Origin of the sequence: Streptomyces sp. NPDC087901, from assembly GCF_044742205.1 — a bacterium.
GTDB lineage: Bacteria > Actinomycetota > Actinomycetes > Streptomycetales > Streptomycetaceae > Streptomyces.
The window spans coordinates 12,544-34,736 of sequence record NZ_JBIUUC010000015.1; the positions used below are offsets into that span (position 1 = coordinate 12,544).

Genomic DNA, 22,193 nt, shown 5'->3' on the forward strand with positions numbered 1-22,193 from the left:
GCCTCGATAAAGATCGCGTCAGTGTCAGAGGCGGCGGGTAGGCTCGTGGACAAGATGACAGAGGACCTCTCACCAGCTGAGCGATACCAGGCTTCCCGGATCCGAGCCGCCGAGCAGGCGACCGCACTCGGGCCGTTCCGCGAGATGTACGAGTTCGATCTGGACCCCTATCAGATCGAGGCCTGCATCGCGTTGGAGGCCGGCAAGGGCGTGCTCGTCGCGGCCCCGACCGGTTCGGGCAAGACGATCGTCGGCGAGTTCGCCGTGCACCTCGCCCTGGCCCAGGGCCGCAAGTGCTTCTACACCACGCCGATCAAGGCCCTGTCCAACCAGAAGTTCGCCGACCTGGTCAAGCGCTACGGCGCGGACAAGGTCGGCCTGCTGACCGGGGACAACAGCGTCAACGCCGATGCGCCGGTGGTCGTCATGACCACCGAGGTGCTGAGGAACATGCTGTATGCGGGCTCCCAGGCGCTGAACGGCCTCGGCTACGTGGTGATGGACGAGGTGCACTACCTCTCCGACCGCTTCCGGGGCGCCGTGTGGGAGGAAGTGATCATCCACCTCCCCGAATCCGTCACCCTCGTGTCGCTGTCGGCGACCGTGTCCAATGCCGAGGAGTTCGGCGACTGGCTGGACACCGTCCGCGGCGACACCCAGGTGATCGTCTCCGAGCACCGGCCGGTGCCGCTCTGGCAGCATGTGCTGGCCGGCCGCCGGATGTACGACCTCTTCGAGGAGGAGAGCGACCACGGCGGCCGCGGGTCCGGACGCCGTGAGGTCAACCCCGACCTGGTCCGGCTCGCACGCATGGAGAACCAGCGCGGATACAACCCGCGTGAGCGCCGCCGCGGGAAGATGGTGCGTGAGGCGGACCGCGAGCGCGAGCGGCGCCAGCGCACCCGGATCTGGACACCGTCGCGGGCCGAGGTCATCGACCGGCTGGACGCCGAGGGACTGCTGCCCGCCATCACGTTCATCTTCAGCCGGGCCGGCTGCGAGGCCGCCGTGCAGCAGTGCCTGCACGCCGGGCTGCGGCTCAACGACGAGGACAAGCGCCGGCTGGTCCGGGAGATCGTCGAGCGGCGCACGGCGTCCATCCCCACCGAGGACCTGCACGTTCTCGGCTACTACGAGTGGCTCGAAGGCCTGGAGCGTGGCATCGCCGCGCACCACGCCGGGATGCTTCCGACCTTCAAGGAGGTCGTCGAGGAGCTCTTCGTGCGCGGGCTCGTGAAGGCCGTCTTCGCGACGGAGACCCTCGCGCTCGGGATCAACATGCCCGCACGCTCGGTGGTTCTGGAGAAGCTCGTCAAGTGGAACGGCGAGCAGCATGCCGACATCACACCCGGCGAGTACACCCAGCTGACCGGCCGGGCCGGCCGGCGCGGCATCGACGTCGAGGGCCACGCGGTGGTGCTCTGGCAGCGCGGCATGGACCCCGGCGCGCTGGCCGGACTCGCGGGCACGCGTACGTATCCGCTGCGCTCCAGCTTCCGCCCCTCGTACAACATGGCCGTCAACCTGGTTCAGCAGTTCGGGCGGCACCGCTCTCGCGAGCTCCTGGAGACCTCCTTCGCCCAGTTCCAGGCGGACCGCTCGGTGGTCGGGATCTCCCGCCAGGTCCAGAAGAACGAGGAGGGCCTGGAGGGCTACAAGGAGGGAATGACCTGCCACCTCGGTGACTTCGAGGAGTACGCGCGGCTGCGCCGCGACCTCAAGGATCGGGAGACGGATCTCGCCAAGCAGGGAGCCTCGCAGCGGCGGGCCGCGGCGGCGGCGTCCCTGGAGAAGCTCAAGCCCGGTGACGTCATCCACGTGCCCACCGGCAAGTTCGCCGGTCTGGCGCTCGTCCTCGACCCGGGACTGCCGGCCGGGCGGACCAACGGGCACGGGCACCGCGGGCTCGAATACCACGACGGGCCGCGGCCGTTGGTGCTGACGGCGGAGCGCCAGGTGAAGCGGCTGGCATCGATCGACTTCCCGGTGCCGGTCGAGGCGCTGGAGCGGATGCGCGTCCCGAAGTCGTTCAACCCGCGCTCGCCGCAGTCACGCCGCGATCTGGCTTCCGCGCTGCGGACCAAGGCCGGGCACCTCGTGCCGGACCGGCATCGCCGTGAGCGTGCCGCCGCCGCGGACGACCGCGAGATCGCGCGCTACCGGGCCGAGTTGCGAGCCCACCCCTGCCACGGGTGCGACGAGCGCGAGGACCATGCGCGGTGGGCCGAGCGGTACCACCGGCTGCAGCGGGACACCCAGCAGCTGGAGCGCCGTATCGAGGGGCGGACGAACACGATCGCCCGCACCTTCGACCGGATCGTGGCCCTGCTCACCGAGCTCGACTATCTGCGGGGCAGCGAGGTCACCGAGCACGGGCGGCGGCTGGCCCGGCTGTACGGCGAGCTGGACCTGCTGGCGAGCGAGTGCCTGCGGGCAGGCGTGTGGGAGGGCCTCAACCCTGCCGAACTCGCCGCGTGTGTCTCGGCGTTGGTGTACGAGGCGCGGCAGTCGGATGACGCGGTGGCGCCGAAGCTGCCGTCCGGGCCGGCGAAGACCGCGATGGGCGAGATGGTCCGGATCTGGGGGCGTCTGGACGCCCTGGAGGAGGACTTCAAGATCAATCAGGCGGAGGGGGTCGGACAGCGCGAGCCCGACCTCGGATTCGCCTGGGCGGTGTACATGTGGGCGTCCGGGCGGACGCTGGACGAGGTGCTGCGTGAGGCGGAGATGCCGGCGGGGGACTTCGTCCGGTGGTGCAAGCAGGTGATCGACGTGCTGGGGCAGGTCGCTGCCGCGGCGCCGCGCGAGGGTAGTTCGGTGGGACGGAATGCGCGTAAGGCGGTTGATGAGGTGTTGCGGGGAGTGGTGGCTTACAGCTCTGTGGGGTGAGGGGTGAGGGGTGAGGGGTGAGGGGTGAGGGGTGAGGGGTGAGGGGTGAGGGGTGAGGGGTGAGGGCGTTGCCGGGTGCGGGTGGGTGCGCCTGCGGCGGACCTGTTCCCCTCCCCGCCCCTTCCCGTAACCGGGGGCTCTGCCCCCGGCCCCCCGCTCCTCAAACGCCGGAGGGGCTGGAAGGGGTACGGCGGCGGGGCTGAGGGGCCCCTGGAGGGTGTGACGCTGGAGGGGCAGGGGGAACGCCGGGGGCTCGGGGATGCTGGAGGGGCTCGGGAACACCGGAGGTGCTGTTCAGGCGGAGTGGCTTGATCTGTATGCCCGCCAGCCACCGTGCCCCGTGATGTCTTCCGCCCCCTCCACCGCGTACGGCTCGCAGAGGAAGCCCGCAGCCGCCGTGCCGTCCGACAGGTCCACCCGGCCCAGCACCATGGGGTGCGGGAGGGCTGCCGTGAGGGTGCCCAGACCCTCGGCGGGAAGTTCCCAGATCTCTGTCTCGATGGCCGCGCCCCCCTCGTCCGCGCGGACCAGGCCCGGCTTGGGCGGCGTCGTCGCCAGGGCGTGCAGTCGGTAGACGGGGGCCGTCTTCGTCGTACGGATCAGGCGGGCGCCCAGGGCCAGGAGTTGCGGGTTGAGCGGCTCGCCGGTCAGGTGGGCGCCCGCTACCGCGATGCGGACCGGCGGGGTCAGCAGGGTGGCGATCCGGGTCAGGCGTTCGTCCGTGTGGGCCGGGCCGATCAGCATGACGCCGAACGGCAGGCCGGACACCTCGCCCGCCGGGACGGCCACCGCGCACAGGTCGAACAGGTTGGTGGAGTTGGTGAACCGGCCGAGGCGGGCGTTCGTGCCCAGCGGGTCGGCCGCGACCTCGGCGAGCGTGGGGTGGCCGGGTGTGGTGGGGAGCAACAGGGCGTCCGCGTCGCCCACTGCGGCCTCGGCCGCGGCGCGGAGCCGCTCCAGCCGGTCCCGGTCCGCGAACAGGCGGTGTGCCGGGACCTCCCGGGCCGCGGTGATGATGCCCGCCACCGTGGGGTCCAGGTCCGCGGGGCCGGTGTCGACGAACGCGCCCACCGCGGTGTAGCGCTCCGCGACGAACGCGCCCTCGTACAGCATCGCCGCGGCCTCGGTGAACGGCGTCAGGTCGACCGGTCGCAGGACGGCGCCCGCCGCGCGGAGGCGGTCCGCGGCGGCCGCGTAGGCGTCCGCCCAGCCGGGGTCCAGTTCACCCAGCTGTTCCGCGGGCGGCACCGCGATCCGCCACGGCCCCGGGACACGGGCGGGGACGGGGCGGGCGATGGGTGTGGCCATCAGGGCGAGCGCCGCTTCCGCCTCGGGGAGCGTACGGGCGAAGACGGTGACACAGTCGAGGCTCGCGCAGGCGGGGACCACGCCGTCGACCGGGACGAGGCCGCGCGTCGGCTTCAGGCCCACGATGCCGTTGAACGCCGCCGGGACCCTGCCCGAACCCGCCGTGTCCGTGCCGAGCGCCAGGTCCGCGATGCCGAGCGCGACGGCGACCGCCGAACCCGAGCTGGAACCGCCGCTGATGCGATCGGGGGCGGGGGCGCTGCGGACCGCGCCGTACGGGGAGCGGGTGCCGACCAGACCCGTGGCGAACTGATCCAGATTCGTCGTACCGATCACCAGCGCCCCGGCGGCACGGAGTCGGGCCACGACGGGGGCGTCCGCGCCGGGTTCGTACGCGTAGGAGGGGCAGCCCGCCGTGGTGGGCAGGCCGGCCACGTCGATGTTGCCCTTGACGGCCAGCAGGCGGCCGGCCAGCGGCAGGAACTCACCCGCTGCCAGGCGGGTTTCGACGGCTCGGGCCTCCTCCTCCACGTCGGACCGCGGACGCAGACCGATCCAGATCTCCGGGCGGTCCACCGCCTCGATACGGGCGTACGCGGCGCGGACCCGGGTGAGCGTGGGGTCGGACATCAGAGGGCTCCTCACTTCGTGTGGGTGGGCGGGGCGAGGGTCACCAGAGCCGTGCCCGCTTCGACCTGGGCGCCCGGCCGGGTGAGGATCCTTTCCACCACACCGTCCGCCGGGGCATGGACCCGGGACTCCATCTTCATCGCCTCCAGCGCCAGCAGCGGCTGACCTGCCGTCACCGCGTCGCCCTCGGCCACATGGAGCTGCCAGACCGATGCGGCGAACTCGGCCTCCACCAGCCGGCCGCCCGGCGGCACCGTCACCTCGGCGGCGGGCGGCGCCGGTGCGTCGGCGGCGTCGGCCCGCGCGAACTCGCCCGCCACCTCCCACGCGTCCCGCTCGGCGGCGAAGGCCGTGCCCTGGCGATTACGGAACGCGGCGATCGACTCCGCGTTCCGGTCCAGGAAATCCTCGTACCGGGCCAGTGAGAACTCGCCCTCCTCGATCCGCGGGACGAAGCGGCCGGAGATGATGTCCGCGCGCAGCTCCATGAGCTCGTCCGCCTCCACCGGATACCACTTGATGCGGTCGAAGAACCGCAGCAGCCACGGCGAGCCCGGATCGAAGGCACCGCGCTGCTGCCAGCCCGACCAGACCTGGGTGGTGCGGCCGACGAACTGGTAGCCGCCCGGCCCCTCCATGCCGTAGACGCAGAGATAGGCGCCGCCGATGCCGACCGAGTTCTCCGCGGTCCAGGTCCGGGCCGGGTTGTACTTGGTGGTGACGAGGCGGTGGCGCGGGTCCAGCGGGGTGGCCACCGGAGCGCCGAGGTACACGTCTCCCAGGCCCATCACCAGATACTCGGCGTCGAACACCGTGCGGTAGACGTCGTCGACCGTGTCCAGGCCGTTGACCCGGCGGATGAACTCGATGTTCCACGGGCACCACGGCGCGTCGTCCCGTACCCCTGCCATGTACCGGGCGATGGCCTCGCGGGTCGCCGGATCGTCCCAGGACAGCGGGAGATGCACGGTGCGCGAGGGGACGGTCAGGGCGTCGGTGGGCGGGAGAGCGGCCTCGGTGCGGTGGAGCAGGTCCAGCAGTTCCGTCTGGGCGAGGACGGTGGGATCCGTCTGGATCTGGAGCGAGCGGATGCCCGGGGTCAGGCCGGTGATGCCGGGGACGGCCGCGGCCGTCAGCGCCTCCATGAGGGCGTGGACGCGCATGCGCAGGGCCAGGTCCAGCTGCATCGGCCCGTACTCGACCAGGACGTTGTCGTCGCCGCTTCGGCGGTAGGTGAGGACGTCGTCGCGGTACAGGATGCCGCCGTCGACGATCTCCGGGCGGGGCTCGCCGGTCACCGTCACCGGCATGAAGCGCACCGTGTCGCCGGGCCGCAACTGGCCCAGCTTCCAGCGTTCGGCCGTCACCACCGTCGCCGGGCAGACGAAACCGCCGAGCGAGGGGCCGTCCGGGCCCAGGAGCACGGGCATGTCGCCGGTGTAGTCGACCGCGCCCACGGAGTACGGCGTGTCATGGATGTTGGACGGGTGCAGCCCCGCCTCGCCGCCGTCCGCCCGCGCCCAGCGAGGCTTCGGGCCGATGAGGCGGACGCCGGTGCGGGCCGAGTTGAAGTGGACCTTCCAGTCGGCCGCGTAGAAGTCGTGGATGTCCTTCTCGGTGAAGAACTCCGGCGCCGCGTGCGGGCCCTCGGCCGCGGCGATGTGCCAGCTGCCCGTGAGGAGGGGCCGCTCGCCGGCCGGTACGGGGAGAGCCGCCGGCGCAAGCCCTGCGCCGTGCAGGACGTCGCCGGTGCGCAGGGCCCGGCCGCCGTGTCCGCCGAAACCGCCGAGCGTGAACGTGGCCGCGCTGCCCAGGAATTCCGGCACGTCCAGACCGCCGCCGAAGAGGACGTACGTACGCAGCCCGTGCTCCGCCGGTGCGCCGATCGCGAGCGCGGCACCGGCCGGGACGGTCAGCGGCTCCCACTGCGGTACCGCTGCGCCGTCGAGGGTCACCGGAGCCGGGGCGCCGGTGACGCACACGGTCGTGGGGTGCGTGAAGCGGAGGGTGGGGCCCTGGAGGGTGCACTCCAGGCCGGGGGCGCCCGGGGCGTTGCCGAGAGCCGTGTTGCCCAGCCGGAACGACAGATCGTCCATGGGGCCCGACGGCGGTACGCCGACCTGCCAGTAGCCGGTGCGGCCGGGCCAGTCCTGAACGGTGGTGAGGGTGCCGCCCGAGACCACCTCGATGCGGGGCGTCGGGTCGTCGATCGTGGCGAGCGTGGCCGTGGAGTGCGTCGCGGTACGGACCCGTTCGTCGGCCAGCGCGGCCCGTACCAGCCCGAGATTGGTCTCGATGCCGTCGACGCGGGTCGCCGCGAGCGCCGCGTCCAGCCGGGCCAGGGCCTCGGCGCGGTCGGTGCCGTACGCGATGACCTTGGCCAGCATCGGGTCGTACGCCGTCGTCACCTCCGTGCCCGTCTCGATCCAGCTGTCCACCCGAAGGCCCTCGCCCCGGGGGAAGTCGACCCGGGTCAGCAGACCGGCACCAGGGCGGTGGTCGCGGCTCGGATCCTCGGCGTAGACCCGTGCCTCCACGGCGTGGCCGTGCGGGGCGTCCGGCTGCCGTACGACCGCGGTGTCGCCCTGGGCCAGACGCAGCATCCACTCGACGAGGTCGACACCGTGGATCTCCTCGGTGACCGGGTGCTCGACCTGGAGGCGGGTGTTGACCTCCAGGAAGTACGCCTCGGCCCGCGCGGCGTCGTACACGAACTCGACCGTTCCGGCCGAGCGGTAGCCGACCGAGGCGCACAGCTCCCGTGCGGAGTCGGTGAGTTGTGAACGGATTCGGTCGGGCAGGCCGGGTGCCGGTGCCTCCTCCAGGACCTTCTGGTTGCGGCGCTGGAGGGAGCAGTCGCGGTCGCCGAACGTCACCACCCGGCCGCGCCCGTCGCCGAACACCTGCACCTCGACGTGGCGGGCGTCCTCCACCAGGCGTTCGAGGAAGACCCCCGCCGAGGAGAACGACGCGGCGGCGACGCGCTGCACCCGTTCCCAGGCGTCGGCGAGCTCCGGGGCCGACCGGCAGGCCGACATGCCGATGCCGCCTCCGCCGCCCGTGGCCTTCAGCATCACGGGATAGCCGATGCGCTCCGCGGCGGCCAGCGCCGACGGCAGGTCCGGGAGGAGTCCGGTCCCGGGGGCGAGCGGTACGCCCGCCGCCTCGGCCGCGGCGCGTGCGGTGTGCTTGGCGCCGAAGAGCTCCAGTTGGGCGGCGGTCGGGCCGACGAAGACGATCCCGGCGTCCTCGCAGCGCCGGGCGAACTCCGCGTCCTCGGAGAGGAACCCGTACCCGGGGTGGATGGCCCCGGCCCCGGTGTCCTTCGCGGCCCGCAGCACGAGATCGGCGTCCAGATAGGACTCCTTGGCGGGTGCCGGACCCAGCCGTACCGCCTCGTCGGCGAGCCGGACGTGCGGGGCCGAACGGTCGGGGTCGGAGAAGACGGCGACCGTACGCAGACCGAGGCGGCGGGCCGTGCGGATGATGCGGACGGCGATCTCGCCGCGGTTGGCGATCAGCAGGGTGTCGAACGCCATCGGAGGATCGAAGGAAATCGGAGGGTCGAGGGACACCGCAGGGGCGGGAGACACCGGAGGGTCGAAGGTCACCGGAGGGTCGAAGGTCATCGGCTCGTCCCGGTGAGGGTGGCCTCTACGGCCGTCGGCTCGAAACCGTTGCAGGGGTTGTTGATCTGGGGGCAGTTGGAGATCAGCACGAGCACGTCGGTCTCGGCCCGCAGGGTGAGGCTCAGCCCGGGTGCGGAGATCCCGTCGACGATGCCGAGCGTGCCGTCCTGTTCCACGGGCACGTTCATGTACCAGTTGATGTTGGACACCAGATCGCGTTTGCCGAGCCCGTGCCGGGCGCCCTCCGCCAGGAAGTTGTCCACGCAGGCGTGCTGCGACCAGGTGTGATGGCCGTAGCGCAGGGTGTTGGACTCCTTGGAGCAGGCGCCGCCGACCGTGTCGTGGCGACCGCAGGTGTCCGCGGTGACCGTCATGAGCGGCGTGTGCTCGTTCGACATCAGCACGCTGCCGGTGGTGAGGAAGATGCCGCCCTGGGCCTGGATCGTGTCGGGAGCGCTGTAGCGGACCGCCGTGTCGTGGGCGTCGTACACCAGGAAGTCCACCGCCTGGTTGCCGTGCAGATCGGTGAGCGTGAGGTGTTCGCCGGCCCCGACGGTCGCGGACCAGGCCGCGCGGGCCGGGATGACGGTGGTGGAGAGGACCGTGGCGGTCGTGGTCATGCGAGCCCCCGGGCGGTGAGGAAGTCGAGTGTGTTGAGGAAGGCGCGGCGGCCCTCCGGTGCGGCGTCCCAGAGGGCGTCGCCCGGGGCGGTCGGCCGGGCTCGCCAGGCCAGTACCTCCAGCGGGGTGCTGGTGTAGGAGGGGCGGGGGTCCAGCGGATGCGGGACGTTCGCGATCAGCACGGTCAGGTCCTGCTCGGCGCGCAGGGTCACCGCGCCGCCCGCCCCGGCCGAGCCGGTGAACTCCGTGGTGCCGTCCTCGCGGATCCGCACGCCCTGGAAGAAGGAGAGCGACGGCGGCAGGTCGCGCGGCTCCAGACCGTTTTTCAGGGCGCCGAGCTTCAGCAGTTCACGGCCGGCGGGGGAGGCCGACTGCGGGGTGCCGTCGCCGTAGCGTTCGGTGTTCCGGCGCAGGGTGGAGGTGCCGCACAGCGCGTCGTGACGGCCCGAGGAGTCGGCGGTCACCGAGGCGAGCACCCGCCCCTGGTCGGACAGGAGCAGCCGGCGGGCGCCCAGATAGGCGTTCCACTGGACCTTGACGGTGTCCGCGGTGTTGAGCCGCTCCCACGGCCGGCCGTCCGCGTACAGCAGCAGATGCGCGCAGGCGTCGCCCGCGAGGTCCGTGAGCCGCAGCTCGGTGCCGCGGGCCAGGACATGGTGCGTGTAGTTGCCGCCCGCGACCGTCTCGGCCCAGACGGGGGTGGCGGGGGCGGCGTCCGGCCAGTCGCTCGCGGGCACCACCGGCATGGACCCGGTACGGGTGCCGTCCTGCGCGCGGGCGTGATTCCGGGCCCCGTGTGTCGTCGCTGTCGCCATGGCTCAACCTCCGGCTCGACGTGTTGCCGATGCTTGTTTCTGTCGCGCGACAGAAATTAGGACGCCGGGGAGTCGTGGCCATTGCCCGTGCGTTGCGCGGGAGTTACCGAGTACTCACCAAGATCGTGGCGGGTGGGGATGTGCGACGATCGGCCCATGCCCAGCACCTCAGGAACCGGTGGCCGACGGGTCGGCCGGCCGCGTGCCACCCAGCGCCCGGACAGCGGACTGTCCGCGCGGGACGAACTTCTGGCCGCGGCGGCGGAGTTGTTCACCACCCGGGGATACGCGGCGACCACCACCCGGGCCGTCGCCGAGCGGGCGGGCATGCGGCAGGCGACGATGTACCACTACGTGGCGGGCAAGGAGGACCTGCTCGCGGCGCTCCTGGAGTCCACCGTCACCCCGTCGCTCATGCTCGCCGGGAAGCTGCTCGCGGAGGGGTCGCGGCCGGCCGAGGACCGCCTGTGGGAGCTGTGCCGGGCGGACGTCGCGCTGCTGTGCGGGGGCCCGTACAACCTCGGCGCGCTGTACGTCCTGCCGGAGGTGCGGGCCGAGCGGTTCGCGGACTTCCACCGGGTGCGGGCGGAGCTGCGGTCCGCGTACGGGGAACTGCTGGCCGCCACCGAGGCGGGCGCGGCGCTCGGTGCGGACGAGGCCCGGCTCCGCGCCGACCTGGTCTTCGGGCTGATCGAGGGCGTCATCCTGGTGCATCTCTCCGGGCCCGAGCGGGCGACGGAGGCGTTCGCGGCCGCCACCGCGGACGCGGCGCTGCGGATCGTCGGAGTGTGGGCCGGGGGGCGGCGGGTGGCCGTATCCGAGGGGTGACCGAGGTGGTACCGGCATCGGCCGGGTCCGCGTCCTGCGGATCCCGGCCGACGGAGGTGGTCCTTCCTGCCGTGCGGAAGAAAGGGGTCCAGGCCGAGGTCTAGGCCCGGTTGCCGCTGCCGCTGCCGCTGCCGCTCCTCATCGAGGCGCCGGCGCAGACCAGCCCCAGCAGGAGGGTCAGACCGCCGATGATGACGTTGTTGAGCACGACACCCACGTCCGGGCTGCTGCCCACCACCCAGGGCGAGATGATCATCCAGGCGCCCATGGCACAGATGGCCCAGCTCAGGCCGTACATCCGCTGCGGCATCACGGTGAATCCCAGTCCCAGCACGGCGATCGCGATGCCCATGATCAGGTTGTGTGTCACGAGGGGGGCCTGAGAGGTGGTGAAGTGCAGCACCCAGGGCGAGACGGCGCAGTACAGGCCGACCAGGAACACCGGCCCGTCCACGAGCGCCACGTCGCGGCCACCCATCATCCGGTCGTAGCGGTCGCGCATTTCGGTGACATCGGGATGTCCGGCCATGTCGTGGCCGGCATGCGAGACGTTTGACATGAGGGTTCGTCTCCTTCGGTCCCGCAGGCCTGGCCGCCGCCTTGTGTGACAAGCGGTTTAAGTGGCCTGCTATGCCATTCTGCCCTTATGCGCCCCTTATGTCTCGCTTCGAGGCGGCTTGAAATCCGCAGAATCCGCATCGGCCCACGGGCCGTCCAGCCGCCCGGCCAGGGCGGCCAGGTCCGGCGCACGCAGCACCCGGTCGCCGTACCCCGGCAGCGGTACGTGCAGTGCCCCGGTCCAGCGCGCCGGGATCGCCCCGGATCCGTACACCGCGCCCGCCAGGGCGCCGGTCACCGCCGCCACCGTGTCGGTGTCGCCGCCCACATCGATCGCCGAGGCCAGTGCGTCCTCGTACGACCGTGTCGTGCGCAGCGCCCACAGCGCGGTACCCAGGCAGGGCCACACCGCGCCGTTGAACTCCGTCGCCAGTTCCGGATGCCAGCCGGGTGCCAGGACGGTGGTCCAGCGCTCCCGGTGAGCCGCGTGCACTGCGGCCAGCGCGTCCGGGACGGCGGCGAGCGGATCGGTCCCGTCCAGCGCCACCCGGATCAGTTCGTGCAGTACGGCGGTGCCCTCCCACGCCGCGCGGTCGCCGTGCGTCAGGTTGGCGATCCGGCGGGCCGCGTCCATGGTCGCGGCCCGGGCGTCCGCCTCCGGCCGCCCCGGCCCGGCGAAGTACACGGCGGAGGTGGCGGCACGCATCAGCGAACCGTTGCCTGCCGCCCGGCCGTTGATCTGGAAGTGCAGCGCTGCTGCGGTGTCCCACGGGTCACCGCTGGTCAGGACGGACTCCGTCTGGAGCCCGATGTCCTTCGGCTCGGCGGCCGCCCACCGTCGGAACCGGTCGAACACATCGGGCAGGTCCAGGCCGTCGCGCTCCAGCAGGGACTCCGCGACGAGTACGGCCATCTGTGTGTCGTCCGTCGCCTCGCCCGGGTCCCAGCCACCGCCGCCGCACATCGTGCCGACACCGTCCGGGAAGCGGGCCGTGTAGACGCCCGCCGGACCGAACTCGAACGGCGCCCCGAGCGCGTCACCGACCGCCGATCCGACGACCGCACCCGCTGCCCGGTCCTGTCTGTCCAGGGAGTTCATCCGGTCAGCGTACGAAGGAGGACCGCTTCGCGTACACGCGATAAGCCGCGCCGAGCAGCACCGTGATCCCCAGGAAGAGCACCGTGAACCACTGGAAGTACCAGTGCCCGCCCGCCGGGTCGTACACCGCCGCCCGCGGCCAGGCCAGGTTGACGGTCATGACCGCTCCGTACACGAAGGCCAGCGCGTTGACCGGAAGTCCCCAACGGCCCAGCGAGAAGAGGGGTTTGCCCGTCTCGTCGTGGAGCGGTCCGGTGGCGGGGGACAGGGGGAGGCGGCGCAGGCGCCGCAGCAGCATGGGGCCCGTGACCATGGCGTACGCGAGGTAGAGCATCGCGATGCATGTGGTGCCGATCGCCAGGAACGCCTCCGGGGAAGCCAGGTTGAGCAGTCCGAGCGCCGCGGCCGCAGCGCCGACGAGCAGGGCGGGTGCGGCGGGCATTCCGGTGCGCGGGGAGACCTTGGCGAGGCGGGCGGAGAAGGGCAGTACGCCGTCGCGCGCCATCGAGAACAGCATGCGGGATCCGGCTGTCTGGATGGCGAGCGTGGCCACCGCGACGGCGACCGCCACATCGGCGAGCAGCACGCGGCCGATGCCGTCCCCGAGGCTGCTGGTCAGCACGTACGAGAGGCCTTCCGTGGCCAGCCGCCCGTCGGTCAGGTCCGGTGCGGCCAGGATGCCCGCGAGGACCAGCAGCCCGCCGAGCACCCCGGCCGAGGCCAGGGCGAGCAGGATCGTGCGCGGTGCGGTGCGGCGCGGGGAGCGGGTCTCCTCGCTCATCTCGCCCGCGCTGTCGAAGCCGATCAGGACATAGGCCGCGGTGAACGAACCGACCAGCATGGCCCCGAGCGCGCCGCCCTGGCCGCCGGTGTGCAGCGTGACGCCCGGGGTGCGTTCGGTGTGGGTGAGGAGGAGAACCAGGATGAGAACGGCCCCGATGATCTCGGCCGTCACCCCGATCCGGTTGACCGCCGACATGACCTTGTTGTCGAGGAGGTTCACCGTGGTGGTGAGGGCCAGGAGTACCACGGCGAGCAGCGCGGCGTTGGCGGCGCCCGTCGCCGTGGTGGGCGCCGGGTCCCCGCCCACCAGCTGGAAACCGGACCAGATCGCCGGCAGCACCACCTGGAGCGCGAGCGCGGCGGCGGCGACCACGACGATCTGCCCGATCACCATGATCCAGCCGGCGAACCAGCCGAAGGCGGGGGTGCTCAGCCGGGTCGACCACTGGTAGATGGCCCCGGACAGCGGGTAGCGGGCGGCGAGTTCGGCGAAGCACGCGGCGACCAGCAGCTGGCCCGTGAGCACGGCCGGCCAGGTCCAGAAGAAAGCGGCCCCGCCGAAGGAGAAGCCGAACGCGAAGAACTGGAAGACGGTCGTGAGGACGGAGATGAAGGAGAACCCGGCCGCGAACGAGGCGTAGCGCCCCATGGACCGGTGCAGCTCCTGGCGATAGCCGAAACCGGCCAGGGAGGCGTGGTCGCCCTGGCCGGTTCCGGCGGGATCCGGTCGTACGTCCGTTGGTGCGGTGGCGGTCATGTCAGCCCCTGTCGCCGATTTCCTGTCGGGCGACAGAAATTAGGGACGCGCTGTTTCGGGGGCGTGACGCAGCCGTGTCCGCGCGGGGCCGAAGTGCTCACGTCCTCCGGCGCGTTGCCGGGCGGGCGGTTGCGGAGCCCCGTGCGGGACCGCTACTTGGCGGGCATCAGCACCGTGTCGACGATGTAGACCGTCGCGTTGGCGGTCTGGACATTGCCGCAGACGATCTTCGAGGAGTTGTTGACCGTGTACGCCATGTCCGAACCGGACGTCGTCAGCTCGCTCTTCTCCAGCGTGTCGAACGAACCCTTCTCCAGCTGCTTCGGGGTCAGCTTCTGGCCCACCACGTGGTAGGTGAGGACCTTGGTGAGCGCGGCCTTGTCGGCGAGCAGCTTGTCCAGGTCGGCCTTCGGGACCTTGGCGAAGGCGTCGTTGGTCGGGGCGAACACCGTGATGTTCTGCGCGCTGTTCAGCGTGTCGACCAGGCCGGCCTTCTTGACGGCGGTGACGAGCGTGGAGAGTGCCGGGTTGTTCGAGGCGGCCGTGGCGACCGGGTCCTTCGCCATGCCGTCGAAGGAGCCCGCGCCGCCCTTCGGCACCGTCGAACAGGCCGGGCCGAAGGGCTCGTTCATGGGGGTTGTGGAGGCGGGCGCCGAGGCCGCGTCCGAGGCCTTCGCCGAAGTCGCGGAGGATCCGGACGCGCTGTCCTTGGAGTCGCTGGAGCAGGCCGTCAGGGCCAAGGGCAGGACGACCGCGGCGGAGAGTGCGACGGCGGCGCGACGGGCGAGGGTGGCCTTCATGATGTTCTCCAGATGGGATGAGTGACCGTGTGGTCGCGTTCGGTAGTTGAAATAAGGTGTGCGAGGTGGGGCCGGTGTGTACGGAACGGGTGTGAGTCCGCTCAGGACACGTCGACCACCACCGAGTGCCAGCCGGTCGCACCGTTGGGTACGGTGCCGACGCGGCGTTCGGTCTGGGTGGCGCCGGTGCGGTCCGTGGCGCGGACCTCGAGGGTGTGGTTGCCGGAGGTGGCCGGCCATTCCCACACCCACTGGCGCCAGGTGTCCCGGCTGTCCTCGGCCGCCAGCCGGGCGGTGTTCCACGGGCCGCCGTCCACCCGGACCTCGACCCGCGCGATGCCGCGGTGCTGGGCCCAGGCGACCCCGGCGACCGGGATCGTGCCGGCCTTCGGGGAGGCGAAGGGGCGGGGGGTGTCGATACGGGACTCGGTCTTGACGGGAGCCTGTTGGGACCAGGACCGCTTGACCCAGTACGCGTCGTAGTCGTCGAACGTGGTCAGCTCGATGTCCTTGATCCACTTGCAGGCCGACACGTATCCGTAGAGGCCGGGGACGACCATCCGGACCGGGAAGCCGTGCTCGAAGGGCAGCGGTTCACCGTTCATGCCGAGGGCGAGCAGGGCGTCGCGACCGTCCATGACGTCCTCGACCGGCGTGCCGATCGTCATGCCGTCCACCGAACGCGCCACGATCTGGTCGGCGGGTCCGCCCCGGGACGGGGGCTTCACCCCGGCCTCCCGCAGCAGGTCCGCCAGCCGCACGCCGATCCACCGGGCGTTGCCGACATATGGCCCGCCGACCTCGTTGGAGACGCAGGCCAGGGTGATGTCGCGCTCGATGATCTCCCGGCGCACCAGGTCCTGGAAGCTGAGCGTCAGAGGCTTCTTCACGCCTCTGCCGTGGATTCTCAGCCGCCATTCGCCCGCGTCGACACGCGGCACGACCAGAGCCGTGTCCACCCGGTAGAAGCTCTTGTTCGGGGTGACGAACGAGCTCAGTCCCCGGATCCTCAGATCGGCGCCCGCCGGTTCGGCCGGCGCCGCCGAGTCGGGTACGGGCAGCACCAGGTCGCGCCGTGAGGCGGCGGCCCCGGCCTGCACGGCGGAGGTGAGCCGCCGCCCGAGCAGGCCGGCACCGGCCGAGGCCACCGCCGCGGCGCTCGCCGCGATGACGAAGCCCCGCCGGTCGAAGGTGCCGTGGTCCGGCTCCCCGTCCCTCCCGCCAGCCGCGGGGAAGGGGCCGGAAGCCGGAGCCAGCCGTCCGACCAGGAAATACAGCACTCCTGCGGCCAGCACGGCACCCACCACCGAGGGCAGGGCGTCGGACACGCGGCCCTCCGGCCGCCCGATCGCCGCCACTGCCCCGACCACCCCGAAGACCAGAACGGCCGCCGAGCCGATCAGCCGGTGACGCAGCGCCAGCAACCCGACCGCCACGGCGAAGACCGCCAGCAGGACCAGAATGCCGAGCTGCAGAACCAGCTTGTCGTTGGTGCCGAAGTGCCGTACGGCGAAGTCCTTGAGCGCCGGGGGAGTGCGGTCGATCACCGCGCCGCCCACCGCCGCGACCGGACCCGCCTCGGGACGGACGACCGCCGCCACGAGCTCGGCGACGGCCAGGGCACAGAACCCGGCGATCACACCGCCGAGCGCGGCGAAGGCCGCACGTGCCCAGCGGGACCGCCGGGACCCGTGGGCCCCGCTCTTCGCTTCGTTCCGATCTTCGCTCACAACCGGCATTCGTCGCCGGACGCCCGGCGGATTGGTCTGTCACCCGAACGAATGAGAGTCGGTCCCGGCCAATCCGCGGCGTGACCGGTAACGAACCACAGCCGAGAGGCATCGCCGCTCCCGCGTGACAGCGCGAGGAGCGCGGGGCCACCGGTACGTGGAGGGAACGGCATGACAGGCAGGCGGCAACGCACGGCGGTGGTGGGAAGCGGGGTGGCGGGACTGACCGCCGCCCACATTCTGCGCACGGCCCACGACGTGACGCTGTTCGAGGCGGACGACCGGGTGGGCGGCCATGCCCACACCCACGACCTCCCCGCGTCGGACGGCCGCGTCCACCGCGTGGACTCCGGCTTCATCGTGCACAACCGGCGCACCTATCCGCATCTGCTGCGGCTCTTCGCGGAACTCGCCGTCCCGACGCAGGAGTCGGAGATGAGCATGTCCGTACGGTGCGAGGGATGCCGCCTGGAGTACGCGGGCGCCCGCGGCCCCGCCGGTCTGCTCGCCCGGCCGGCCGCGCTCCGCTGCCCTGCCTATCCACGGATGCTGGCCGCCGTACCCCGCTTCCACCGGGCCGCCCGCCGTCTCCTGGCCGACGGCGGGCCGGACGCGGACTCGATGACGCTCGGCGACTTCGCCGCCCGCGGCCGCTTCTCCGCGTACTTCACCGCCCACTTCCTGACCCCCGTGGTCTCCGCGGTCTGGTCCTGCGACCCGGTGACCGCGATGCGCTACCCCGCCCGCTACCTCTTCCGCTTCCTCGACCACCACGGCATGCTCGCGGTCGGCGGCTCCCCGACGTGGCGGACTGTCACCGGCGGATCGGGCGCCTACGTCGAACGGGCCACCAAACAGCTCGCCGCCGTCCGCACCGCGACCCCGGTCCGTGCCGTGCGCCGCCACGCCGACGGCGTCGACCTCGTCACCGCCGACGACACCACGGAAGCGTTCGACTCCGTCGTCATCGCCACCCACCCCGACCAGGCGCTGCGCATACTCGCCGACCCGACGGACGAGGAACGCCGCACCCTGGGCGCCTTCCGCTACTCCCGAAACCCCACCCTGCTGCACACCGACACCCGGCTGCTGCCGAGCGCCCGCCGCGCCCGGGCCTCCTGGAACTACCTGATGCCGGACTGCTCCGTCGACGCCCGGCACGTCACCGTCAGCTACGACATGAACCGGCTCCAGCGGCTCGACGCCCCCGAGACCTTCGTCGTCACACTGAACGGCGCCGGCCGCGTCGCCCCCGGCCTCGTCCGCGCCCGCATGGTCTACGAACACCCCGTCTTCACCCCGGAGTCGGTGGCCGCGCAGGCCCGGCTGCCCGCACTGTCCGGCCCGGTCACCGCCTACGCGGGGGCGTACCACGGCTGGGGCTTCCACGAGGACGGCTGCCGTTCGGGGGCCGAAGCCGCCGCCGCACTGGGGGTGGACTGGTGAACGCCCTCTACCCCTGCACCATCACCCACGTACGGTCCGCGCCCGGCAAGTACGCGTTCCGGCACCGCACCTACCTGTGGCTGATCGACCCGGACGGACCGCCGCCGCTGCCGGCCCCCCTGCGACCACTGGCCGGTTTCGACCCGCGCGACCACTTCGGCGGCACGGCCCCGACCATCCGGGCCGGACTGAGCCGCTTCCTGGCCGCGAACGGCGTCGACCTCGCCGACGGAAGCGTGCGGATGCTCACCCAGGCCCGGGTGTTCGGCCACGTCTTCAACCCGCTGACCGTCTACTGGTGCCGCCGCGCGGACGGCAGCCCGCTCTGCACGGTCGCCGAGGTGCACAACACGTACGGCGAACGCCACTGCTACCTGCTGCACCCGGACGCCGACGGCCGGGCGTCCACCGGCAAGGAGTTCTACGTGTCGCCGTTCTTCGACGTGGCCGGCTCCTACCGGATGCGGCTCCCCGAGCCGGGGCCCCGGCTCGACATGACGGTGCATCTGGAACGGGCCGGCATCCGGCCCTTCACCGCCACGGTCCGCGGAGTGCGCCGCCCGGTCACCCCGCGCGCGCTGCTCCGGCTGGCGCTGATCCACCCCTGGTCCACCGCCGTCGTCTCGGCCGCCATCCGGCTGCACGGCATCCGCCTCCTGCTGCGCGGACTGCCCGTACAGCCCCGTCCCCATCACCGCCCCCAGGAAGGAATGCAGTGAGCGTGTCCACGTCCCACTCCCCGTCCGCCTCCTCCCCGTCCGCCTCCTCCCCGTCCCCCCACTCCCCGTCCCCCCACTCCCCGTCCCCCTCCTCGCCCCCGGTGCACGCCACCGCGGACATCGACCCCGGGCGCTGGCCCGACGTCGTACGGCCGCCGCGCGGCTCCCGGCTGCGGACCGCCGTCGCCGAACGGCTCGTCCGCCATGCGCTGGACCGCCTCCCGCTCCGGGTCCGGCTGGCCGGACGCGAGGACCTCGGCCTCGGCGGCCCGCTGATGGACGTCCGCGACCCCGCCACGTTCTTCCGCAGAATCGGGGTCGACGGACTGATCGGCTTCGGAGAGTCGTACATGGCGGGGGAGTGGGACTCACCCGACCCGGTGGGTGTGCTGACCGTCCTCGCCGACCAGGTCGCCACCCTGATCCCGCAGCCGCTCCAGCGACTGCGCGGAGTCTGGGCCCGCCGCCGCCCCGCCGGACAGCTCGGCACCCGTCAGGGCGCCCGCGACAACATCAGCCACCACTACGACCTGTCCAACGAGCTCTTCGCACTCTTCCTCGACGAAACCCTCAGCTACTCTTCCGCCGTGTTCCGCGGCTTCCCCGCCGAACACGCCCTTCTGCCCGCCGCCCAGCACCGCAAGATCGACCGGCTGCTCGACCTCGCCGCAGTCGGCCCCGGCACCGAACTCCTGGAGATCGGCACCGGCTGGGGCGAACTGGCGATCCGGGCCGCCGACCGTGGCGCACGCGTCGTCTCCGTCACCCTGTCTCGGGAGCAGCAGGAGCTGGCCCGCCGCCGGATCAGGGACGCCGGATTCGAGGACCGCGTAGACGTCCGGCTCAGCGACTACCGGGATGTCGACGGGGAGTACGACGCGGTCATCAGCGTCGAGATGATCGAGGCGGTCGGCGCGGAGTTCTGGCCGGTCTACTTCCGCGCCCTGGAACAGCGGCTCGCCCCCGGCGGCCGGATCGCCCTCCAGGCCATCACCATGCCCGACGACCGGCTGCGCGCCGGCGGGAACACCTACACCTGGATCCAGAAGTACATCTTCCCCGGCGGACTCCTCCCTTCCGTCGAGGCCGTCGAACAGGTCACCGCCGAGCACACCGGCCTGCGCGTCGACCGCTGCGACGACTTCGGCACGCACTACGCCGAGACCCTGCGGCTGTGGCGGGAGCGCTTCACCGAACGGGCCGCCGACATCGACGCGCTCGGCTTCGACGCCACCTTCCGCCGGATGTGGACCCTCTACCTGGCCTACTCCGAAGCGGGCTTCCGCTCCGGTTACCTCCATGTGCAGCAGATGCTGCTGACCCGTCAGGAAACAGCGCGATGACACTCACCGCCAACCAGGCCGCCGCCCCCGGCGCGGCGCAACGCCTCGAACCCCTCGTCGAGCAGCTCCTCGGCGGCGAACTCCCGGTCAGGGTACGGATGTGGGACGGCAGCGAGACCGGGGCCCCCGACGGGCCCCTGGTCCACGTCCGCTCCCGCCGGGCGTTGCGCCGGCTCCTGTGGGCACCCGGCGAACTCGGCCTCGCCGAGGCCTACATCACCGGGGACATCGACATCGAGGGCGACCTCACCACCGGGCTGCGAGCGATGCGCCACGCGGTGCGCGAGCGCGGCCTGCGCCCGCCACGCCCTGGCGTCGGAGGCCGGCTGAGGGCCGTCGGCACCGCCCTGCGCATGGGTGCCGTCGGCCCGCGGCCACCGGTACCCGCCGCCCGCGCAGGGCTCCACGGCGTGCTGCACAGCAAGGCCCGCGACCGGGCTGCCGTCAGCCACCACTACGACCTCTCCAACGCCTTCTACGCGCTGCTCCTCGACGAGACGATGGCCTACTCCTGCGGCTACTGGACCAGTGACGCCCCCGGCTACGGCCCCGCGGACGCGCAGCGCGACAAGCTCGAACTGATCTGCCGCAAGCTGGGACTGCGCCCGGGCGCGCGACTGCTGGACATCGGCTGCGGCTGGGGATCGCTGACGCTGTACGCCGCGCAGCGGCACGGCGTCCGGGTCACCGCGGTCACCCTCGCCCGGGAACAGGCGGCATACGTCCGCCACCAGGTGACCGAACGGAACCTGGAGGACCTCGTCGAGGTCCGCTGCTGCGACTACCGCGACATCGCGCAGGCTCCGGGCCACGAGGGCGGGTACGACGCGGTGTCCACCGTGGAGATGGGCGAACACGTCGGGGACGCGCAGTACCCGGCCTTCGCCGGGACGCTGCGCACCATGGTGCGGCCGCGCGGCCGGGTACTCGTCCAGCAGATGTCCCGGGGGCGCGACGCCCCGGGCGGCGGCGCGTTCATCGAGTCGTACATCGCGCCCGACATGCACATGCGCCCACTCGGCGAGACGGTCGCACTGCTGGAGGGCGCCGGACTCGAAGTGCGTGACGTCGAGGGGCTGCGCGAGCACTACGTACGGACCGTCGACGCGTGGCGGCGCACCCTGGAAGAGCACCATCAGCAGTTCACGGACCTCGTCGGCGAGGAGACCGTGCGGGTGTGGCGGCTCTATCTGGCAGGCGGCGCCCTCGCCTTCGAGGAACGACGGATGGGCGTGGACCAGATCCTTTCTGTGCGACCGGAGGCGACCGGGGCGGCCGGGATGCCGGGCACCCGGAACGGCTGGTACGCGGCCCCGGCCGAGGTGCCGGCCGCACGCGACGGAGCGACGGCAGGGCTCACGGAATGAACGGCTTCGCATGGGCCGCGTTCGCACAGGGCCTGGTGCCCTGTGCGGGCGCCGCCCTCGCCGTCATGCTCGCCACGTTCGCCGTCAGCCTGCGCATGGGTGTGCACCGGGTAGTGGACGTCGCCTGGGGCCTGGGGTTCACGGCCGTCGCCCTTGTTTCGTACGGCATGTCGGCGGCGGACGGGGACGGCGCCCGCCGCCTCCTGGTCACCGCGCTCACGGCCCTGTGGGGGCTGCGCCTGGCCTGGCACATCGCCCGCCGGGGCCGAGGCCACGGCGAGGACCCGCGGTACGCGGCGATGCTCGCCGGGGCGCCGGGCAACCCGCAGCTGTACGCCCTGCGGAAGGTGTATCTGCTCCAGGGGGCACTGGTCTGGCTGGTCTCGCTCCCGGTGCAGGCGGCCGGGTATCTGACGGGCCCGGCAGGGGGCTGGACCTGGGCCGGTGCGGGAGTGTGGGCGGTCGGGCTGGCCTTCGAGGCGGTGGGGGACCATCAGCTGGCCCGGTTCAAGGCCGATCCGGCGCACCGCGGCAAGATCATGGACCGCGGACTGTGGGCCTGGACCCGGCATCCGAACTACTTCGGCGACTTCTGCGTGTGGTGGGGCCTGTTCCTGATCGTGTGCCAGGCGCCCGGGGCGGCCGCCGCCACGCTGGTGGCACCCGTCCTGATGAGCTTCCTGCTCATCGGCGGCAGCGGAAAGGCGCTCCTGGAGAGGCGTATGGCCGAGCGCCCCGGCTTCGCCGCGTACACGTCCCGGACCAGCGGCTTCTTCCCGCGCCCGCCGCGCAGCGGCTGAGCCGCCCGCCGGGATCGGGCCAGTGCGCCCCGTGCCCCGGCCGCCTCCCAACGGCCGGAGCACGGGGTGGAC

The 22,193-nt window shown here is 72.3% G+C and carries 16 protein-coding genes; 7 read left to right on the forward strand and 9 right to left on the reverse strand.

Translation table 11 applies throughout. The features are described from left to right. The first annotated feature begins 54 nt into the window (after nucleotides 1-54). Nucleotides 55-2,889 carry a DEAD/DEAH box helicase gene (locus ACIOEW_RS33265; RefSeq protein WP_362556562.1) on the forward strand — a complete coding sequence of 945 codons (2,835 nt, stop codon included), beginning with the start codon at nucleotides 55-57 and terminating at the stop codon, nucleotides 2,887-2,889. A gap of 294 nt (nucleotides 2,890-3,183) precedes the next feature. Here ACIOEW_RS33265 and atzF read toward each other — a convergent pair whose 3' ends face one another. The 4 genes from atzF to ACIOEW_RS33285 all read right to left on the reverse strand — a co-directional run bounded on the left by atzF (nucleotide 3,184) and on the right by ACIOEW_RS33285 (nucleotide 9,891). Then, on the reverse strand, nucleotides 3,184-4,827 hold the full coding sequence (atzF, locus tag ACIOEW_RS33270) for an allophanate hydrolase (protein WP_401968522.1): 1,644 nt from the start codon (nucleotides 4,825-4,827) through the stop codon (nucleotides 3,184-3,186). A gap of 11 nt (nucleotides 4,828-4,838) precedes the next feature. After that, a complete protein-coding gene (locus ACIOEW_RS33275; protein ID WP_401968524.1) occupies nucleotides 4,839-8,366 on the reverse strand; it encodes a 5-oxoprolinase/urea amidolyase family protein in 3,528 nt (1,175 codons plus the stop codon). Nucleotides 8,367-8,452: 86 nt separating this feature from the next. Beyond that, nucleotides 8,453-9,076 (reverse strand): urea amidolyase associated protein UAAP2, encoded by a 624-nt coding sequence (locus ACIOEW_RS33280; RefSeq protein ID WP_401968526.1) that lies wholly within the window; start codon nucleotides 9,074-9,076, stop codon nucleotides 8,453-8,455. Beyond that, the gene (locus ACIOEW_RS33285) at nucleotides 9,073-9,891 is read right to left on the reverse strand and encodes an urea amidolyase associated protein UAAP1 (RefSeq protein WP_401968529.1); all 819 of its coding nucleotides are present in this window, start codon (nucleotides 9,889-9,891) and stop codon (nucleotides 9,073-9,075) included. Before ACIOEW_RS33285 ends, ACIOEW_RS33280 begins: the two co-directional genes overlap by 4 nt. A 156-nt stretch (nucleotides 9,892-10,047) precedes the next feature. Between ACIOEW_RS33285 and ACIOEW_RS33290 the strand changes: the two genes are divergently transcribed. Further along, complete coding sequence (locus ACIOEW_RS33290; RefSeq protein WP_401968531.1) at nucleotides 10,048-10,719, forward strand: TetR/AcrR family transcriptional regulator; 672 nt, start codon at nucleotides 10,048-10,050, stop codon at nucleotides 10,717-10,719. 100 nt (nucleotides 10,720-10,819) lie between these two features. Here ACIOEW_RS33290 and ACIOEW_RS33295 read toward each other — a convergent pair whose 3' ends face one another. The 5 genes from ACIOEW_RS33295 to ACIOEW_RS33315 all read right to left on the reverse strand — a co-directional run bounded on the left by ACIOEW_RS33295 (nucleotide 10,820) and on the right by ACIOEW_RS33315 (nucleotide 16,455). Further along, on the reverse strand, nucleotides 10,820-11,278 hold the full coding sequence (locus ACIOEW_RS33295; RefSeq protein WP_362556518.1) for an SPW repeat protein: 459 nt from the start codon (nucleotides 11,276-11,278) through the stop codon (nucleotides 10,820-10,822). 96 nt (nucleotides 11,279-11,374) lie between these two features. Beyond that, entirely contained in the window at nucleotides 11,375-12,376 is a 1,002-nt protein-coding gene (locus tag ACIOEW_RS33300) for an ADP-ribosylglycohydrolase family protein (protein WP_401968533.1), read from the reverse strand. Nucleotides 12,377-12,380: 4 nt separating this feature from the next. Beyond that, nucleotides 12,381-13,916, reverse strand: coding sequence for an amino acid permease (locus ACIOEW_RS33305; protein WP_401968535.1), 1,536 nt, complete (start codon nucleotides 13,914-13,916; stop codon nucleotides 12,381-12,383). Between the two features lie 152 nt (nucleotides 13,917-14,068). Then, nucleotides 14,069-14,716 carry a fasciclin domain-containing protein gene (locus ACIOEW_RS33310; RefSeq protein WP_401968537.1) on the reverse strand — a complete coding sequence of 216 codons (648 nt, stop codon included), beginning with the start codon at nucleotides 14,714-14,716 and terminating at the stop codon, nucleotides 14,069-14,071. Nucleotides 14,717-14,817: 101 nt separating this feature from the next. Continuing rightward, entirely contained in the window at nucleotides 14,818-16,455 is a 1,638-nt protein-coding gene (locus tag ACIOEW_RS33315) for a molybdopterin-dependent oxidoreductase (RefSeq protein ID WP_401968540.1), read from the reverse strand. Between the two features lie 162 nt (nucleotides 16,456-16,617). Here ACIOEW_RS33315 and ACIOEW_RS33320 point away from each other — a divergent pair, with 162 nt between their 5' ends. From ACIOEW_RS33320 to ACIOEW_RS33340, 5 genes are all read left to right on the forward strand, one after another. After that, complete coding sequence (locus ACIOEW_RS33320; RefSeq protein WP_401968542.1) at nucleotides 16,618-17,892, forward strand: NAD(P)/FAD-dependent oxidoreductase; 1,275 nt, start codon at nucleotides 16,618-16,620, stop codon at nucleotides 17,890-17,892. Further along, on the forward strand, nucleotides 17,886-18,611 hold the full coding sequence (locus tag ACIOEW_RS33325) for a DUF1365 domain-containing protein (RefSeq protein ID WP_401968746.1): 726 nt from the start codon (nucleotides 17,886-17,888) through the stop codon (nucleotides 18,609-18,611). The genes ACIOEW_RS33320 and ACIOEW_RS33325 overlap by 7 nt, the downstream gene beginning before the upstream one ends. Nucleotides 18,612-18,712: 101 nt before the next feature. Beyond that, the gene (locus tag ACIOEW_RS33330) at nucleotides 18,713-19,954 is read left to right on the forward strand and encodes a class I SAM-dependent methyltransferase (protein ID WP_401968749.1); all 1,242 of its coding nucleotides are present in this window, start codon (nucleotides 18,713-18,715) and stop codon (nucleotides 19,952-19,954) included. Next, on the forward strand, nucleotides 19,951-21,321 hold the full coding sequence (locus ACIOEW_RS33335) for a class I SAM-dependent methyltransferase (RefSeq protein WP_401968544.1): 1,371 nt from the start codon (nucleotides 19,951-19,953) through the stop codon (nucleotides 21,319-21,321). Before ACIOEW_RS33330 ends, ACIOEW_RS33335 begins: the two co-directional genes overlap by 4 nt. Beyond that, nucleotides 21,318-22,121: a DUF1295 domain-containing protein gene (locus ACIOEW_RS33340; RefSeq protein ID WP_401968546.1), complete on the forward strand. Its 804-nt coding sequence runs from the start codon at nucleotides 21,318-21,320 to the stop codon at nucleotides 22,119-22,121. The genes ACIOEW_RS33335 and ACIOEW_RS33340 overlap by 4 nt, the downstream gene beginning before the upstream one ends. Nucleotides 22,122-22,193: the final 72 nt, after the last annotated feature.

What these genes read in the sequence shown, in the direction of transcription:
- ACIOEW_RS33265 (WP_362556562.1), top strand. Translation starts at nt 55, where the DNA reads ATGACAGAGGACCTCTCACCAGCTGAGCGATACCAGGCTTCCCGGATC.
- atzF (WP_401968522.1), bottom strand. Translation starts at nt 4,827, where the DNA reads ATGTCCGACCCCACGCTCACCCGGGTCCGCGCCGCGTACGCCCGTATC.
- ACIOEW_RS33275 (WP_401968524.1), bottom strand. Translation starts at nt 8,366, where the DNA reads ATGGCGTTCGACACCCTGCTGATCGCCAACCGCGGCGAGATCGCCGTC.
- ACIOEW_RS33280 (WP_401968526.1), bottom strand. Translation starts at nt 9,076, where the DNA reads ATGACCACGACCGCCACGGTCCTCTCCACCACCGTCATCCCGGCCCGC.
- ACIOEW_RS33285 (WP_401968529.1), bottom strand. Translation starts at nt 9,891, where the DNA reads ATGGCGACAGCGACGACACACGGGGCCCGGAATCACGCCCGCGCGCAG.
- ACIOEW_RS33290 (WP_401968531.1), top strand. Translation starts at nt 10,048, where the DNA reads ATGCCCAGCACCTCAGGAACCGGTGGCCGACGGGTCGGCCGGCCGCGT.
- ACIOEW_RS33295 (WP_362556518.1), bottom strand. Translation starts at nt 11,278, where the DNA reads ATGTCAAACGTCTCGCATGCCGGCCACGACATGGCCGGACATCCCGAT.
- ACIOEW_RS33300 (WP_401968533.1), bottom strand. Translation starts at nt 12,376, where the DNA reads ATGAACTCCCTGGACAGACAGGACCGGGCAGCGGGTGCGGTCGTCGGA.
- ACIOEW_RS33305 (WP_401968535.1), bottom strand. Translation starts at nt 13,916, where the DNA reads ATGACCGCCACCGCACCAACGGACGTACGACCGGATCCCGCCGGAACC.
- ACIOEW_RS33310 (WP_401968537.1), bottom strand. Translation starts at nt 14,716, where the DNA reads ATGAAGGCCACCCTCGCCCGTCGCGCCGCCGTCGCACTCTCCGCCGCG.
- ACIOEW_RS33315 (WP_401968540.1), bottom strand. Translation starts at nt 16,455, where the DNA reads ATGCCGGTTGTGAGCGAAGATCGGAACGAAGCGAAGAGCGGGGCCCAC.
- ACIOEW_RS33320 (WP_401968542.1), top strand. Translation starts at nt 16,618, where the DNA reads ATGACAGGCAGGCGGCAACGCACGGCGGTGGTGGGAAGCGGGGTGGCG.
- ACIOEW_RS33335 (WP_401968544.1), top strand. Translation starts at nt 19,951, where the DNA reads ATGACACTCACCGCCAACCAGGCCGCCGCCCCCGGCGCGGCGCAACGC.
- ACIOEW_RS33340 (WP_401968546.1), top strand. Translation starts at nt 21,318, where the DNA reads ATGAACGGCTTCGCATGGGCCGCGTTCGCACAGGGCCTGGTGCCCTGT.